The following is a 16,321-nucleotide window of genomic DNA, read 5'->3' as shown; positions in this document are numbered from 1 at the left end:
AAGGGGGCGATGTGGCCTGATGATACCCACGCCCCGCGCGCCGTCGCTGTAACAACTGGTGTGCAGACCGTGCCTGGGCCGGTTCGCGCCGTGCCCGGTCAGGAGGTGAGGTCGATGAGCTGGCGCACGTCCTTGGTCAGCGCCTCGATGCTGTCGGTGTCCGACGCCAGCAGGCGCGCATGGCCGTCCTTGTCGAAAATGTACACGCCGCGGCTGTGCGTCACTTCGTACATGTCGGCGTCGTCGCCGGGGCGGGGCTTTTCGATCTGGTAGGCCACGCGGTAGCGGCGCGCCAGGTCGGCGATCTGCCGTTCGTCGCCGGTCACGCCGATGGCGTTGTTGTTGAAGGCATTGACGTAGGCCTGCAGGATGTCCGGCGTGTCGCGGTGCGGATCCACGCTGACGAAGAGGATGCGCACGTCCTTGGCCTTGTCGCCCAGGTTCTGCAGCACCGCGGTCAGCTGCGCCATGGTCGTGGGGCAGATGTCCGGGCAACTGGCGTAGCCAAAAAACAGCAGCACCGTCTTGCCCTTGAGGTCTTCGCTGCTGACCGTCTTGCCGCCCGCGCCGGGCAGCGAGAACTTCAGGTCCGGCAGATGCCCCTTCACGTTATAGAGCGTCCAGTCCACGTTCCTGTCGCCGCAGGCGGCGAGAAACACACACAAGGCCAACAGCAGTCCGCGAAAGGCGCGGCCGGTAATCAGGTGTCGCATGGGTCCAGTAGCCGGAAAGGGGTAAACCTCCCGGATTCTACCCGCTGGGGTCCACGCGGGCGCAGCGGGCGGCGCGTCGGCTTGTGCGGGCGCAAGGGCCGGTCGAAAAAACGGCCCGCGCGTGGGCGGGCCGTATCAGTCGGTGTCTGACACCGCGGACCGCCGTCAGCCGTCAGCAGTCAGCAGTCAGCAGTCAGCAGTCAGTCGTCAGCCCGCTGTCATGCCGCTGTGGCGCAGCAGCGCGTCGATGCGCGGCGCGCGGCCGCGGAACGCGGCGAAGGACTCGGCCGCCGGGCGTGAGCCGCCCACGGCCAGCACTTCGCGGCGGAAACGCGCGCCGGTTTCCGGGTCCAGCGTGCCCAGGGCGTTGCCGGCCTGTTTTGCGGCAGCCTCCTCGAAGGCCTCGTAGGCGTCGGCCGACAGCACTTCCGCCCACTTGTAGCTGTAGTAGCCCGCGCCATAGCCGCCCGCGAACAGGTGCGAGAAGGCGTGCGGCAGGCGATGCCAGGCGGGCGGGAACAGCACCGCCACTTCCTGGCGCACTTCCTGCAGCAGGGCCAGCACTTCGGAAATCGACGCGCCCTTGCTGCGGTCGTGCATCAGCATGTCGAAGAGGGCGAATTCGATCTGGCGCACGGTCTGCATGCCGCTCTGGTAGTTGCGCGCGGCAACGAGGCGGTCGTAGAGCGCGCGCGGCAGCGGCTCGCCGGTGTCCACATGCGCCGACAGCTTCTGCACCACGGCCCATTCCCAGCAGAAGTTCTCCATGAACTGCGAGGGCAGCTCGATGGCATCCCACTCCACGCTGGCGAACGCGGCGGCGCCGGGCTCGTCCACTTCGGACAGCAGCGCATGCAGCGCGTGGCCGGTTTCATGGAAGAGGGTGATGACGTCGTCGTGCGTCAGCACGGCGGGACGGTCGCCATTGGGACGCGAGAAATTGCACGTCAGGTAGGCGATGGGCGTCTGCACCTTGCCGGCCACGACGCGGCGCGTGCGTTCGCTGTCCACCCAGGCGCCGTTCTGCTTGCCGGCGCGCGCGTACAGGTCCAGGTACAGGTGGCCGATGAGCGCGCCGTCGGGGCTTTCCACCCGCACGCCGCGCACGTCGCCGTGCCACGAGGACACGGGCGTTTCCGCCAGGCGCACGCCGAACAGGGTCTCGATGACCTCGAACAGGCCCGCCAGCACGCGGGGCTCGGTGAAGTACTGCTTGACCTCGTCTTCCGAGTACGCGTAGCGCGACTCGCGCAGGCGCTCGGAGGCATACGCCACGTCCCAGGGCTGCAGGCTGTCCAGGCCCAGCTCGCCGGTCGCGTAGGCCGTCAGTTCCGCCAGGTCGCGCTGCGCGAACGGCTTGGCGCGCGCCGCCAGGTCGCGCAGGAAGACGGTGACTTCCTGGGCGTCGCGGGCCATGCGCGTCTGCAGGCGCAGCGCGGCAAAGGTGCCCAGGCCCAGCAGGCCGGATTCCTCGGCGCGCAGCGCCAGCAGTTCTTCGATCAGCGGGGAGTTGTCGAACTTGGCGTCGCCCTGCTCGGAGGCGACAGTGCCGTAGCCGCGGTACAGCGCCTCGCGCAACGACCGGTCCTGCGCGTACTGCATGACGGGCAGGTAGCAGGGCATCTTGAGCGTGAGCTTCCAGCCGGCCTTGCCGTCTTCCTCGGCGGCGGCGCGGGCGGCAGCGCGCACGTCAGCCGGAATGCCGGCCAGGCGGGCTTCGTCTTCGACCAACAGCGACCAGGCGTCGATGGAATCGAGCACGTTTTCCGAGAATTTCTGCGAGGCCTGGGCTTCTCGGTCAGAGATCGCGGCATAGCGTTCGCGGTCCGCGCCCTGCAGTTCGACGCCGCTCAGGCGGAAATCGCGCAGGGCCATTTCCACGATGCGGCGGCGCACCGGCGTCCAGGACGCGAAATCGGGGGCGGCGGCCAGGCGCTGGTATTGCTTGTACAGGCCTTCGTGCAGCCCGACCCAGGTCGAGAATTCGGTGACCAGGGGCAGGGCGGCGTTATAGGCTTCGCGCAGCTCGGGCGTGTTGACGACGGCGTTCAGGTGCCCGGCGACCGACCAGGCGCGCCACAGCCGCTCGGAGGCGGTATCCAGCGGCTCCACCACGGCCTCCCAGGTGGGCGCGAGCGCGGGATCGGCGGCCTGGTCGACGGCCTGGCGGGCAATGCCCAGCAGTTCCTCGACGGCAGGCACGATATGCCCGGGCTTGACGGCCGCGTAATCGACCAGTTCGGAAACGGGAGCGAGCAGGGGGTTCTGGGTCATGGTGTTACCGGCTTATAGGGTGGCGGGCGGCGCGGTCGGCGCGCCGGCAAAGGAGATAAGGATCAGGTAGGGGCGATCCGGCCAAACGCAAGGTGCGGACTGACGGCCGCGCCGGGGCGGGTGTCGGGGTGGGTTTCGGGGCGGGTGTCAGGCACCGAGTTGCAGCAAATCGGCAGGTGCCGGTGTCTGACACCGGGAAACGATGGTTCGGGCTGGAACGCATCTCACGCGGTGTCAGACACCGCGCGGCCCCCCCCCCGTGCCTTCAGCCAGCGGCCCGTTCAGCCGCTTCGACCGTATTGACCAGCAGCATGGCGATGGTCATGGGACCCACGCCGCCCGGCACGGGCGTGATCGCGCCGGCCACTTCCTTGGCGGAGGCGAAGTCCACGTCGCCGCACAGCTTGCCGTCCGCGCCGCGGTTGATGCCCACGTCGATGACGACGGCGCCGGGCTTGATCATCGAGCCGTCGATCATGCCGGGCTTGCCGGTGGCCACGACCAGCACGTCGGCGCGGCGGGTCTGTGCCGCCAGGTCGCGCGTCTTGGAATTGCAGATGGTGATGGTGGCGCCCGCCTGCAGCAGCAGCATCGCCATGGGCTTGCCCACGATATTGCTGGCGCCCACGATGACGGCCTCGGCGCCGCGCAGCGCCACGCCTTCGGCTTCCAGCATCTTCATCACGCCATACGGCGTGCAGGGACGGAACAGCGGCTGGCCGGTCATCAGCAGGCCCGCATTGCTGACATGGAAGCCGTCCACGTCCTTCTCGGCCGCGATGGCCTCGATGACCTTGTGGGCGTCCATGTGCTTGGGCAGGGGCAACTGCACCAGGATGCCGTGAATGGAAGGATCCTGGTTCAGGACCTCGATGCGGGCCAGCAGTTCGGCCTCGGTCATCTCGGCGGGGTACTGCTCTTTCACGGAGTGCAGGCCGGCCTTCTCGCAGGCTGCGACCTTGTTGCGCACATACACCTGCGACGCGGGGTCCGCGCCCACCAGCACCACGGCCAGGCCGGGGCGGGTGCCCTTGTCGGCCAGGACCGAAACACGTTGGGCGACTTCTTCGCGAATGCGCTGCGACAGGGCCGCGCCGTCAATAATCCTAGCGGTCATGCATGTGCCTCAGGTTTGGCCAAGGCCACTTTCATCAAATCAGCAACGGTAGTCACTTCCAGTTTTTCCATAATGTTGGCGCGGTGCGCCTCGACGGTCTTGATGCTGATGCCCAGGTCGTCGGCGATCTGCTTGTTCAAGCGGCCGGCGACGATGCGCTCCAGCACCTGCTGCTCGCGCGCGGTCAGGCGCGCCAGCATGGCTTCGTGGTCCTTCTGGGCCTGGTGCTTGCTCACGCGCTGCGTGGCCTGCTCCAGCATGCGCGCCACGATCTCGCGCAGGTCGGATTCGTTGAACGGCTTTTCCAGGAAGTCGACGGCGCCTTTCTTCATGGTCGACACGGCCATGGGCACGTCGCCGTGGCCCGTGATGAACACGATGGGCAGCGGCGCATTGCGGGCGATGAGCTGCTCCTGGAGTTCCAGGCCGCTCATGCCGGGCATGCGCACGTCGGCGATCAGCACGCCAACCTGGCTGGCGTCGTAATCTTCCAGGAAAGATTCGCCGCTGGCGTAGGCGCGAACGCGATATCCGTTGGCTTCCAGCAGCCAGCGCAGCGAATCGCGGACCGCTTCGTCGTCGTCAACAATGAATACCGTGCTCGACAGGTGGGGCGTGTTCATGCGTGCAACTCCTCGGACTGATCGTTCTGGGCCTGCGTCTGGGTCGCAGCGCAGGGCAGGGTAAAGCGGAAGATAGTACCGCCGGCGGGATTCGGGTCGGCCCACAGGCGGCCGTGGTGCGATTCAATAATGGTACGGCAGATGTTCAGCCCCATGCCCAGGCCTTGGGACTTGGTGCTGAAGAAGGGTTCGAACAGGCGCTCGGGCTCGGCCAGGCCATGGCCGCGGTCCACCACGGCCACCTCGATATGCTGCTCGTGCAGAATTACGGCAACCTTAAGCTCGTCGGACTCGCTCTTTTCCATGGCTTCCAGGCCATTCTTGAGCAGGTTCAGCAGGACTTGTTCAATCAGGATGGGGTCGGCCAGGACGTCCGGGGCGTTGGACGGCACGAAGCTGTCGATGCGGATGCGGCGCTTGCGGGCGTCGATTTCGGCAAAGCCGATGGCGTTGTCGACGATGCGGCCGATCGCCACGCGCTGGCGGCGCGGCTCGCTGCGCTTCACGAATTCGCGGATGCGGCTGATGATCTTGCCGGCGCGCTCGGCCTGCGAAGCGGCTTTTTCCAGCGCCGGCAGCAGCATGTTGGGGCTGGTGTGGCCGGCCTTGACCAGGGCCACAGCGCCCATGCTGTAGTTGGCGATGGCCGTCAGCGGCTGGTTCAGTTCGTGCGCCAGCGACGAGGCCATCTCGCCCATGGTGGTGAGGCGGCTGGTGAGCTGGATCTTTTCCTGTTGCACGCGCGACGCTTCCTCGTGGCCGCGGCGTTCGGTGATGTCGCGCGCCACCTGCATGCGCACGCGGCGCCCGTCCGTCCAGGCCAGCATGCGGTGGTGCACTTCAAACCAGCGCTGCACGGACGGCGCGAAGACTTCGACCGATTCGTCGGTGAAGCGGCCGCGGCGGCCGGCCAGGAGTTCATCGTGGCCGCCCGTCTGCGCGCCGAACACGCGACGGTACGTGCGGTTGGCGAACAGCAGCTCCAGCCCGTCGTGGGTGTCGGCGGTGACGGAAATGGCGTCGTCCAGGCCTTCCAGCACGGTCATGAAGCGTTCGTGCGCGGCGGTCAGGGCCTCGCGGATGCGCTTGGGCTCGGTGATGTCGGTCATGGACGTCATCCAGCCGATCTGGTTGCCGTTGGGGTCCAGCAGCGGCGACACATACATGCGCGCAGTGAAGCGCGAGCCGTCGCGGCGCTGCGCCTCGACCTCCAGGCCGCTGCTGGGCGTCTTGCCCGACATCAGCACGTCCAGCGTGTGCTGGTGCTGCTCGTGGCGGCCCGGCACCCAATAAGGGAAGGGCGGGCTGCGGCCGATCAGGTCGGCTTCGTTCCAGCCGATCATCCGGCAGAAGGCGGGGTTCACGTAGGCGATGCGGCCCTCCATGTCGAGCACGCGCATGCCCGTGGACATGGAGTTCTCCATGGCGCGCCGGAAACCGGTTTCGGCGATGAGCGCGGCCTCGGCGGTGGACCGGAAGCGGGTATAGCGCCAGAGCATCAGCAGGCTGATGACGATGACGCAGGACAGCGCCAGCACCACCCAGATCAGGCGTTGCTGGCGCAGTTCCTGGTCTATCGTGACAAACATGACGCTGTCGTCATGGATGCGCTGCAGCCAGAAGAAGACGCCCATCACACAGATATAGAGGATCAGCACCATTGCGGGCGTGACCCAGTACACCCCGCGCCGCCGGGTACGGGCGTGGTCGTGGAAAGGCGTAGGAATGTTGGACTTGGGCGCGCTGGACATGGAATTCGGGCCGGATAGACCGCGCATTTTAGTGCGTGTTGGAAGGGAATTGCCGGGAATCAAGCCCTGCGTTCGGGCTAGGCCATAAAAAGTATGGCGTTCCGGCATTCAGCTTCGGGTCAACTTTCCGTATTATGAAATGCCGTACCGCAACATGAAATTTTCCTTGCGACCGGTTAATCTTCTTTCTTAGAATGCCGCCTGATAGGGAAACCGGCCCTGGCAGGTCCTTAGAACACCCCGACCCCATGCATCACATGGTAGCCCGGATGATCCCGGCTACCATGCAATGTCCGCGAGTAGATAAATAAGCGGGTGTGTGGTCACGACGAACCCCAACAGGAGACACACGATGTCCTCTAACGCCCAGGCTGGCGCCGTGCAGGCCGCCAACGACGAAGACACCCTTGAAACCCAGGAGTGGCTCGAAGCCCTGGCGGCAGTCCTCGACCGCGAAGGACCGCAGCGCGCCCATTACCTGCTGGAACGCCTGATCGACGAAGCCCGTCGCTCCGGCGCCCACATCCCGTTCTCGCCCAACACCGCTTACGTCAACACGATTCCGCCCGGCCTGGAGCCGGCGCATCCCGGCAACCTGGAACTGGAATCGCGCATCCGCTCGTACGTGCGCTGGAACGCCATGGCCATGGTGGTCAAGGCCAACAAGCACAACCCGCCCGATGGCGGCGACCTGGGCGGCCACATCGCGTCGTTCGCCTCGCTGGCCACCATGATCGGCTGCGGCCAGAACCACTTCTGGCACGCTGAAGACGAAGGCCACGGCGGCGACCTGGTCTACTTCCAGGGCCACACCTCGCCCGGCATGTATGGCCGCGCCTACCTCGAAGGCCGCCTGACCGAAGAACAGCTGAACCACTTCCGCCAGGAAGTCGACGGCAAGGGCCTGTCCTCGTACCCGCATCCGAAGCTGATGCCGGACTTCTGGCAGTTCCCGACCGTGTCGATGGGCCTGGGCCCGCTGATGGCCATCTACCAGGCCCGCTTCCTGAAGTACCTGCACGCCCGCGGCATCGCCGACACCAGCAACCGCAAGGTCTGGGTGTTCTGCGGCGACGGCGAAATGGACGAACCCGAGTCCCTGGGCGCCATCGCCCTGGCGGCCCGCGAAAAGCTCGACAACCTGATCTTCGTCATCAACTGCAACCTGCAGCGCCTGGACGGCCCGGTGCGCGGCAACGGCAAGATCATCCAGGAACTGGAAGGCGACTTCCGCGGTTCGGGCTGGAACGTCATCAAGCTGATCTGGGGCGGCTACTGGGATCCGCTGCTGGCCCATGACAAGGAAGGCATCCTGCGCCAGATCATGGAAGAAACCGTCGACGGCGAGTACCAGGCGTACAAGGCCAACGACGGCAAGTTCGTCCGCGAACACTTCTTCGGCAAGCATCCGAAGCTCTTGGAAGCCGTGTCGCGCATGAGCGACGAGGACATCTGGCGCCTGAACCGCGGCGGCCATGATCCCCACAAGGTGTACGCCGCCTTCAAGTCGGCCAGCGACCACACCGGCCAGCCGACCGTCATCCTGGCCAAGACCATCAAGGGCTACGGCATGGGCCACGTGGGCCAGGCCAAGAACCCGACCCACCAGCAGAAGAAGCTGGAGCTGGACTCCATCCGCGAATTCCGCGACCGCTTCGGCATCCCCATCCCGGACGACAAGCTGGCCGACCTGCCGTACTTCAAGCCGGCCGAAGACTCGCCCGAAATGAAGTACCTGCACGAGCGCCGCGCCGCGCTGGGCGGCTACCTGCCGCGCCGCCGCGCCAAGGCCGACGAGCAACTGAAGGCCCCCGCGCTGGACGCCTTCAAGGCCGTGCTGGAACCCACCGCCGAAGGCCGTGAGATCTCCACCACCCAGGCTTTCGTGCGCATCCTGAACCAGGTGCTGCGCGACAAGGAACTGGGTCCGCGCGTCGTGCCGATCCTGGCCGACGAATCGCGCACCTTCGGCATGGAAGGCCTGTTCCGCCAGATCGGCATCTACGCGCCGGAAGGCCAGAAGTACGTCCCGGTCGACAAGGACCAGGTCATGTACTACAAGGAGTCGGCCGACGGCCAGCTCCTGCAGGAAGGCATCAACGAAGCGGGCGCGATGAGCTCGTGGATTGCGGCGGCCACGTCGTACTCCTCGAACAACCGCATCATGATCCCGTTCTTCATCTACTACTCGATGTTCGGGTTCCAGCGCATCGGCGACCTGGCCTGGGCCGCCGGCGACATGCAGGCGCGCGGCTTCCTCCTGGGCGGCACCGCCGGCCGCACGACGCTGAACGGCGAAGGCCTGCAGCACGAAGACGGCCACAGCCACATCCTGGCCTCGACCATCCCGAACTGCGTGTCCTACGACCCGACGTTCGGCCACGAGCTCGCCGTGATCATCCAGCATGGCCTCAAGCGCATGGTGGAAGACCAGGAAAACGTCTATTACTACCTGACGGTGATGAACGAAAACTACCCGCAGCCCGGTCTGACCAAGGGCGACGAGGAAGGCATCATCAAGGGCATGTACAAGCTCAAGTCGCACGGCAAGGGCAAGAACCGCGTGCAGCTCATGGGCTCGGGCACCATCCTGCGCGAAGTCATGGCCGCGCAGGAACTGCTGGCTTCCGATTGGGATGTTGCATCGGACCTCTGGAGCGTCACCAGCTTCACCGAGCTGCGCCGCAACGGCCTGGACGTCGAACGCCACAACATGCTGCACCCCGACGAGAAGAAGCCGCAGGTCGCTTACGTCACGGAACAGCTGGCCAAGACGGAAGGCCCGATCATCGCATCGACCGACTACATGAAGCTCTTTGCGGACCAGATCCGTCCGTTCGTGCCCAAGGGCCGCGAATACAAGGTGCTGGGCACCGATGGTTTCGGCCGCTCGGATTTCCGCGCCAAGCTGCGCGAGCACTTCGAGGTGGACCGCCACTTCGTCGTGGTCGCTGCCCTGCGCGCGCTGGCCGACGAAGGCAAGGTGCCGGTCGCCAAGGTGGCCGAAGCCATCAAGAAGTACGGCATCAATCCGAACAAAGCCAACCCGCAATACGCCTGAGGGTAAAGAGACATGAGCAACATCGTGCAAATCAAGGTTCCCGACATCGGCGACTTCAAGGAAGTGGAAGTCATTGAAGTGCTGGTTGCCGTGGGCGACACGATCAAGGCGGAACAGAGCCTGATCACGGTCGAATCCGACAAGGCCTCGATGGAAATCCCGGCGTCGCAGGGCGGCGTCGTGAAGTCCATCGCCGTGAAGGTCGGCGACAAGGTCGCCGAAGGCGCGGTCGTGCTGGAAGTGGAAGCCGCCGACGCCGGCGCCGCCAAGGAAGAGGCTCCCAAGGCCGAGTCCAAGCCGGCTGCCAAGGAAGAGCCCAAGCAGGCCGCCGCCGCCGCACCCAAGGCGGAAGCGTCGGCCCCGTCCCCGGCCGCCTCCACGGGCCCGGTCGAGATCGAAGTGCCGGACATTGGCGACTTCAAGGAAGTGGAAGTCATCGAAGTCATGGTCGCCGTCGGCGACACCATCAAGGCCGAGCAGAGCCTGATCACCGTCGAGTCCGACAAGGCCTCGATGGAGATCCCGGCCTCGCAGGGCGGTGTGGTCAAGGAAGTGAAGGTCAAGGTCGGCGACAAGGTCGCCAAGGGTTCGGTCGTGGTGGTGGTGGAAGGCGGCGCGCAGCAAGGCGCGGCGCCCGCAGCCAAGGCCGAAGCCGCGCCGGCTGCCAAGTCGGAAGCCAAGGCCGAAGCCAAAGCTGAAGCCGCGCCCGCCGCTGCGCCTGCCGCTCGCCCGGCCCCCGCCGCCGCGCTCGAAGACGCCAACCTCAAGCCCGGCCAGTTGCCCCACGCCTCGCCGTCCGTGCGCAAGTTCGCGCGCGAACTGGGCGTGAACCTTTCCAAGGTCAAGGGCACGGGTCCCAAGGAACGCATCACCGCCGACGACGTCCGCGGGTTCGTCAAGCAGGCCCTGTCCGCAGCCCCGGCGGCCGCCGCTGCCGGCGGCTCGGCCGATGGCGCCGCGCTGGGCCTCCTGCCGTGGCCGAAGGTCGACTTCACCAAGTTCGGCCCGATCGAAGCCAAGCCGCTGTCGCGCATCAAGAAGATCTCGGGCGCCAACCTGCACCGCAACTGGGTCATGATCCCGCACGTCACCAACAACGACGAAGCGGACATCACCGACCTGGAAGCGCTGCGCGTCACGCTGAACAAGGAAAACGAGAAGTCGGGCATCAAGGTCACGATGCTGGCCTTCCTGATCAAGGCCGTGGTCGCGGCCCTGAAGAAGTTCCCCGAGTTCAACGCGTCCCTGGACGGCGACAACCTGGTGCTCAAGCAGTACTACCACATCGGCTTTGCGGCCGACACGCCCAACGGGCTGGTGGTGCCGGTGATCCGCGATGCCGACAAGAAGGGCATCCTGCAGATCGCCCAGGAAATGACCGACCTGTCCAAGAAGGCCCGCGACGGCAAGATCTCGCCCGCCGAAATGCAGGGCGGCTGCTTCTCGATCTCGTCGCTCGGCGGCATTGGCGGCACCTCGTTCACGCCCATCATCAACGCGCCTGAAGTCGCCATCCTGGGCGTGTCGCGCTCCGCGCACAAGCCCGTGTGGGACGGCAAGCAGTTCGTGCCGCGCCTGATGGTGCCGCTGTCGCTGTCCTACGACCACCGCGTCATCGACGGCGCCTCGGCTGCCCGCTTCAACGCCTATCTGGGCGCCTTGCTGGCCGACTTCCGCCGCATCGCGCTGTAAACGGGGAGCCCTATGAGCAATACCGTTCAAATCAAAGTGCCGGACATCGGCGACTTCAAGGAAGTGGAAGTCATCGAGGTGCTGGTGGCCGTGGGCGACACGATCAAGGCCGAACAAAGCCTGATCACGGTCGAATCCGACAAGGCCTCGATGGAAATCCCCGCGTCGCAGGGCGGCGTGGTGAAGTCCATCGCCGTGAAGGTCGGCGACAAGGTTGCCGAAGGCGCCGTCGTGCTGGAAGTGGAAGCGGCCGGAGCTGCCAAGGAAGAAGCCCCCAAGGCGGATGCCAAGTCCGACGCCAAGGCGGCCGCGAAGGACGCTTCCAAGTCTGAAGCGCCCGCCGCCAAGGCTGCCGCGCCTGCCGCCGCCACCTACAGCGGCTCGGCCGACGCCGAATACGACATGCTGGTCCTGGGCGCGGGCCCCGGCGGCTACTCCGCCGCCTTCCGCGCCGCCGACCTGGGCCTGTCCGTGGTCCTGGTCGAACGCTACAGCACGCTGGGCGGCGTCTGCCTGAACGTGGGCTGCATCCCGTCCAAGGCGCTGCTGCACAACGCCGCTATCATCGACGAAGCCCGCGAACTGGCCGCCCACGGCATCAGCTTTGGCGAGCCCAAGATCGACCTGGACAAGCTGCGCGGCTACAAGGACAGCGTGGTCGCCAAGCTGACCGGCGGCCTCGCGGGCATGGCCAAGGCGCGCAAGGTCACCGTGGTCACCGGCGTGGGCGAATTCGCCGACGCCAATCACCTGACCGTCAAGTCCGCCGACGGCAAGACCCAGACCCTGCGCTTCAAGCAGGCCATCATCGCCGCCGGCAGCCAGTCGGTGAAGCTGCCGTTCCTGCCCGAAGACGACCGCATCGTCGACTCCACCGGCGCCTTGCTGCTGCGTGAAGTGCCCAAGAAGATGCTCATCATCGGCGGCGGCATCATCGGCCTGGAAATGGGCACGGTGTACTCCACGCTGGGCGCGCGCCTGGACGTGGTGGAAATGCTGGACGGCCTGATGCAGGGCGCCGACCGCGACCTGGTCAAGGTGTGGCAGAAGAAGAACGCCTACCGCTTCGACAACATCATGTTGAAGACCAAGACCGTGGGCGCTGAAGCCAAGAAGGACGGCATCTACGTCAGCTTTGAAGGCGAGGGCGCGCCCAAGGAACCGCAGCGCTACGACCTGGTCCTGCAGGCCGTGGGCCGCAGCCCCAACGGCAAGAAGATCGGCGCCGACAAGGCGGGCATCGCCGTCACCGACCGCGGTTTCATCGAAGTCGACCGCCAGATGCGCACCAACGTGCCGCACATCTACGCCATCGGCGACATCGTCGGCCAACCCATGCTGGCCCACAAGGCCGTGCATGAAGGCCACGTCGCCGCCGAAGCCGCCGCCGGCCAGAAGTCCTTCTTCGACGCGCGCGTCATTCCGTCGGTGGCCTACACCGATCCGGAAGTGGCGTGGGTCGGCCTGACCGAAGACGAAGCCAAGAAGCAGGGCATCAAGATCGAGAAGGGCGTCTTCCCGTGGGCCGCCTCCGGCCGCGCCATCGCCAACGGCCGCGACGAAGGCTTCACCAAGCTCATCTTCGACGCCGAAACGCATCGCATCCTGGGCGGCAGCATCGTGGGCACCCACGCGGGCGACCTGATCAGCGAGCTGGCCCTGGCCGTGGAAATGGGCGCCGACGTCGTCGACATCGCCAAGACCATCCACCCGCACCCGACCCTGGGCGAATCGGTGGGCATGGCCGCGGAAGTCGCCGAAGGCGTCTGCACGGATTTGCCGCCGATGAAAAAGAAGTAACGTGCAACGGTGACGCGCCGCGGCTTGCCGCGACCGCCACCCGAAAAGCGCCGGCCCTTGCGAGGGCGCGGCGCTTTTTTTATTGCGACGATTTCATGCGGCGATCCGACGGTACGAGGCGGGCGAAAACCGCAGGGCAAGCGCCAACAGGACAATGGCGCCGCCAAGCATCACGACCCAGGCCTGGCTCAGGCTGGAAAACCGGTCGCGCAGCACGCCCGCCAGCAGCGGCATGAAACTCGCGATCACATAGCCCCCGCCCTGCACAAACGCCGCCAGCATCCCGGCCTGGGCCGGATCGTCCACATGGTCCATCGCCACGATCAGCGACAGCGGAAAGAGCGCGCCGATGCCCACGCCCAATAGCAGGCAGGCAAGCAGCGCCAGTTTGAGCGGGGCAAGGATCAGGCACACCAGCCCGCAGATCAGGATGACGAGGACCGCCGCAAGCGGTGTGCGGCGATCGGGAAACCTGCCGATCCAGGCCGAGACGGCAAGGCCGGCCATGACTTCCGCCAACGTCAGGCCGCCCAGCAGAAAGCCTGCGGCGGAAGGCGCCCAACCCAGACTGGTGTAGAACGGCGGCAACCACGCCAGCACCAGCGTGTAGGCGCCGGTGCCGATGCCGAAAAACAGCATCAGCTCCCACGCCCGCAAGTTGCGCCAGAAACTGTGCGGCGCCGGGCGCGAAGCGGGCAGGCGTGGCGATGCGCGGCGGGCCGACTGGCCGCGCGCCGCGTTCAGCCACAGGGGCAGCGCCACCACCGCGGGCAGGCTCCAGAATGCCAACGCGGCTGGCCAGCCCATCTGGCCGGCCAGCCCCGCGGCGCCCGCCGCCGCGATGGCCGCGCCCGCCATGATGCCGGTGGTGTAAAGCCCGAAAACCCGTCCCACCTCATGCGCGAAATGGCGCTTGATGAATGCCGGAAGCAAGGTCTGCACCAACGCGATGCCCACGCCCGCCACCGCTGCCGTCAGCAACAGCCCATAGGTGTCCACCGCCACGTACCGGGCCAGGCAGGCGAGGGCCACCAGTGCAAGTCCCAGGCCGATTCCGCCGCGTTCGCTCAACCGGCCGGTGACGTGCCGCCCGGCCAGCGCGCAAAGGCCCATCACGAACACGGGCAAGGTGGTCAGCAGGCTGGCCTGCGTGTGGGTCGCGCCCGTGGCCGCCTGGATCATGTCCAGCAGCGGCCCGATCGCCGCCAAGGCGGGACGCAGATTCAGCGCCACCGCCACAATGGCGACGACGACCAGCAGGGGGCGAAACGGCAGGCTCCGCATAAACTATCTCGACATAAAGTTATTTGATATCGAAGTATATAGATGGGGTTGCACGTCCGGCAACGGGATATCATTGCTTCCATCCCAAATAGCTTCATATAAAGGCAACCATGAAAGACCGCGCAAGGCGTGCCCGGGAAGAATGGCAGCGCGAACGGCCAGACATCGACGCCAACGTGATGGCGTTGGTGGGACGGCTGCTGGAAGCCACGCACCTGCTGGAGCGCCACTGGTTCCTGCCGCTGGCCGCGCAGTTCGAGCTGCATCAAGGCGAGTTCGACGTCATCGCCACGCTGCGGCGCTCGGGCCACCCCTATGCCATGACGCCCACCGAGCTGCATGAAGGCTTGATGCTGTCGTCAGGCGCGATGACCAGCCGGCTCGACCGGCTCGAGCGCAAGGGGCTCATCGAACGCGTGCCTTCCCCCAACGACCGGCGCAGCACCCTGGTACGGCTGACGCCGGCCGGCCTGGCGCTCATCGACAAGGTGCTGCCGCTGCACGTCGCGAACGAGCAGCAGGCGCTGTCGTACTTGACGCAGAAGGAGCAGGGGCAACTGGATGCGCTGCTGGCCAAACTGATCGTGGGGTTGGCGGCAAAACCGGCGGATTGACGGGGGGCTGGGCGCGGAGGCGGGGGTGGGTGTGGGTGCGAGTCGAGGCATCGGCAGGACGTCCGGACACCGCCCGCCCGACACAAAAAAGCCGCCCCATGCGGGCGGCTGATCTTTCATTCGGGACCACGCGGCCTGTCGCCGCGCGATGCGGGTTCAGGCGTGCGTATTGATGCGCGAACCCAGCGTGCCGTCGATCGCCAGGACCGGCAGCGATTGCATCAAGGTCGCCACCGAATCGGCCTGCGCATTGATTGCCTTCTTCGTTACGCTGGCCTGAACCTCCATCATGAGGTTCGCGTCGCGCAGGGCCAAGGCGGAATTGACGGTGTTGTTGACGGAAGCATCCATGGTCTAGGTGTCCTGGTGATGTGAGGCCGATTCATTGGCCGAAGCAAGTGGCATTATGCGGCACGCCCTTGGAATGATGCAAAACATTTCGCAATGATTGCGGGCTGCGGTGCATTGTGGCGCGGGTTCGTGGCTGGCATGTGACACGGACGGCCCGATGCATCAAGGCTGCGCCGGGCATTCCTTCACGACGCCCCAGCCGTTGTTGGCCTCGCAATACTGCTTGCGCGCCGTCCATGCGCAGTCGGGACGCTCGAAAAATCCGAGTTCCGCGCAACGCGCCAACTCGCCGTCGAGCGCGGCAACCCAGGCCATCGGGTCGGGGGCGGGGATTTCGGTGATGCGCAGGGTGGGGTGCGGGGCCGAAGGAGCGTGCGGCGATTCGGCGGTGGCCTGCCGGTCCTGCGCGGCAGAAGCCGCAGGCGCTGGCGCGGCGGAAGCGCTGTCCGCGGTGTCCGGCATGGCAGGAGCAGGCTGCATTGCCGGGGCGGAGGGCGCAGTGTCGGCCGCCGGCGACGCGGATCGGGACGGCTCGTCCTGTGTCGCGCCATCAGGCGTCGCGTCCGCACCCTTGCTGCCCACATCGGGCTCCGGGGGCATGGGCAGCGGCGGCGACGGCGCCAGCGGCACGCGCACCGGGCTGGCGGCGGTCGCGCCCGAGTTCGGGGTGCTGGGCGAATTCCATGACACCACGAGCAGCACCAGGGCGGCATAGATGGCCAGCGTATAGAGCACGGTCAACGTCGCGCACCCCACACGGCGGCGCGTCATGGGTTCGGCCTCATCGCGTCCGAGCAGACTGCGCCACCCGACCAGCGCCGCGCCCGGTGCCGAAATCAGCCACCAGCACAGCCGCTTGAACCAGCCGGGCTCCTGCCGGGGCAGCGAGGCATGCACCTGGGCGGCCAGCAGCTCGCGCAAGGCGCGGTTTTCTTCGCGCAGACGCCGGGTCTGCGAGTCCACGGGCCCCTGGTCATCGTGATCCGGAGTGCCGTCGTGCTGCGTAGCGAGTGGATCGGGAGGCGTGGCGGTCATTGGGTG

General features: G+C 66.4%; 12 protein-coding genes. 4 read left to right on the top strand and 8 right to left on the bottom strand.

What is annotated here, in order from left to right; genetic code table 11:
• Positions 1-98 precede the first annotated feature (98 nt).
• From ACZ50Q_RS17735 to ACZ50Q_RS17715, 5 genes are all read right to left on the bottom strand, one after another.
• The gene (locus ACZ50Q_RS17735) at positions 99-713 is read right to left on the bottom strand and encodes an SCO family protein (RefSeq protein ID WP_076521378.1); all 615 of its coding nucleotides are present in this window, start codon (positions 711-713) and stop codon (positions 99-101) included.
• A 207-nt stretch (positions 714-920) separates the two neighbouring features.
• Positions 921-2,987: a M3 family metallopeptidase gene (locus ACZ50Q_RS17730; RefSeq protein WP_464079126.1), complete on the bottom strand. Its 2,067-nt coding sequence runs from the start codon at positions 2,985-2,987 to the stop codon at positions 921-923.
• A gap of 265 nt (positions 2,988-3,252) precedes the next feature.
• A complete protein-coding gene (folD, locus tag ACZ50Q_RS17725) occupies positions 3,253-4,104 on the bottom strand; it encodes a bifunctional methylenetetrahydrofolate dehydrogenase/methenyltetrahydrofolate cyclohydrolase FolD (RefSeq protein WP_464079125.1) in 852 nt (283 codons plus the stop codon).
• The gene (locus tag ACZ50Q_RS17720) at positions 4,101-4,727 is read right to left on the bottom strand and encodes a response regulator transcription factor (protein WP_043545730.1); all 627 of its coding nucleotides are present in this window, start codon (positions 4,725-4,727) and stop codon (positions 4,101-4,103) included. Before ACZ50Q_RS17720 ends, folD begins: the two co-directional genes overlap by 4 nt.
• Entirely contained in the window at positions 4,724-6,478 is a 1,755-nt protein-coding gene (locus tag ACZ50Q_RS17715; protein ID WP_076521375.1) for a PAS domain-containing sensor histidine kinase, read from the bottom strand. The genes ACZ50Q_RS17720 and ACZ50Q_RS17715 overlap by 4 nt, the downstream gene beginning before the upstream one ends.
• A gap of 352 nt (positions 6,479-6,830) precedes the next feature.
• Here ACZ50Q_RS17715 and aceE point away from each other — a divergent pair, with 352 nt between their 5' ends.
• Genes aceE through lpdA form a run of 3 tightly spaced genes read left to right on the top strand, consistent with a single transcriptional unit; the run spans position 6,831 to position 13,031 of the window.
• The gene (gene aceE, locus ACZ50Q_RS17710) at positions 6,831-9,539 is read left to right on the top strand and encodes a pyruvate dehydrogenase (acetyl-transferring), homodimeric type (protein ID WP_464079124.1); all 2,709 of its coding nucleotides are present in this window, start codon (positions 6,831-6,833) and stop codon (positions 9,537-9,539) included.
• A gap of 12 nt (positions 9,540-9,551) precedes the next feature.
• Positions 9,552-11,231, top strand: a complete 1,680-nt coding sequence (aceF, locus tag ACZ50Q_RS17705; protein WP_464079123.1) for a dihydrolipoyllysine-residue acetyltransferase — start codon at positions 9,552-9,554, stop codon at positions 11,229-11,231.
• A gap of 12 nt (positions 11,232-11,243) precedes the next feature.
• Positions 11,244-13,031: a dihydrolipoyl dehydrogenase gene (gene lpdA, locus ACZ50Q_RS17700; protein ID WP_464079122.1), complete on the top strand. Its 1,788-nt coding sequence runs from the start codon at positions 11,244-11,246 to the stop codon at positions 13,029-13,031.
• A gap of 93 nt (positions 13,032-13,124) precedes the next feature.
• On the opposite strand, the gene ACZ50Q_RS17695 is transcribed toward lpdA, so the two are convergent.
• A complete protein-coding gene (locus ACZ50Q_RS17695) occupies positions 13,125-14,315 on the bottom strand; it encodes an MFS transporter (RefSeq protein ID WP_464079121.1) in 1,191 nt (396 codons plus the stop codon).
• Positions 14,316-14,425: 110 nt separating this feature from the next.
• Between ACZ50Q_RS17695 and ACZ50Q_RS17690 the strand changes: the two genes are divergently transcribed.
• Entirely contained in the window at positions 14,426-14,929 is a 504-nt protein-coding gene (locus ACZ50Q_RS17690) for a MarR family winged helix-turn-helix transcriptional regulator (protein ID WP_464079120.1), read from the top strand.
• A 156-nt stretch (positions 14,930-15,085) separates the two neighbouring features.
• Here the strand turns inward: ACZ50Q_RS17690 and ACZ50Q_RS17685 are convergent, their stop codons facing one another.
• Together ACZ50Q_RS17685 and ACZ50Q_RS17680 are read right to left on the bottom strand one after the other, a co-directional pair.
• A complete protein-coding gene (locus ACZ50Q_RS17685) occupies positions 15,086-15,280 on the bottom strand; it encodes a putative motility protein (RefSeq protein ID WP_076521369.1) in 195 nt (64 codons plus the stop codon).
• A gap of 162 nt (positions 15,281-15,442) precedes the next feature.
• A complete protein-coding gene (locus ACZ50Q_RS17680) occupies positions 15,443-16,315 on the bottom strand; it encodes a hypothetical protein (protein ID WP_464079119.1) in 873 nt (290 codons plus the stop codon).
• Positions 16,316-16,321 lie beyond the last annotated feature (6 nt).

The organism is Achromobacter sp. T5-5 (assembly GCF_055397965.1).
Note: the sequence above shows the minus strand (reverse complement) of the source record. Positions and strands in the feature narration are given on the sequence as shown.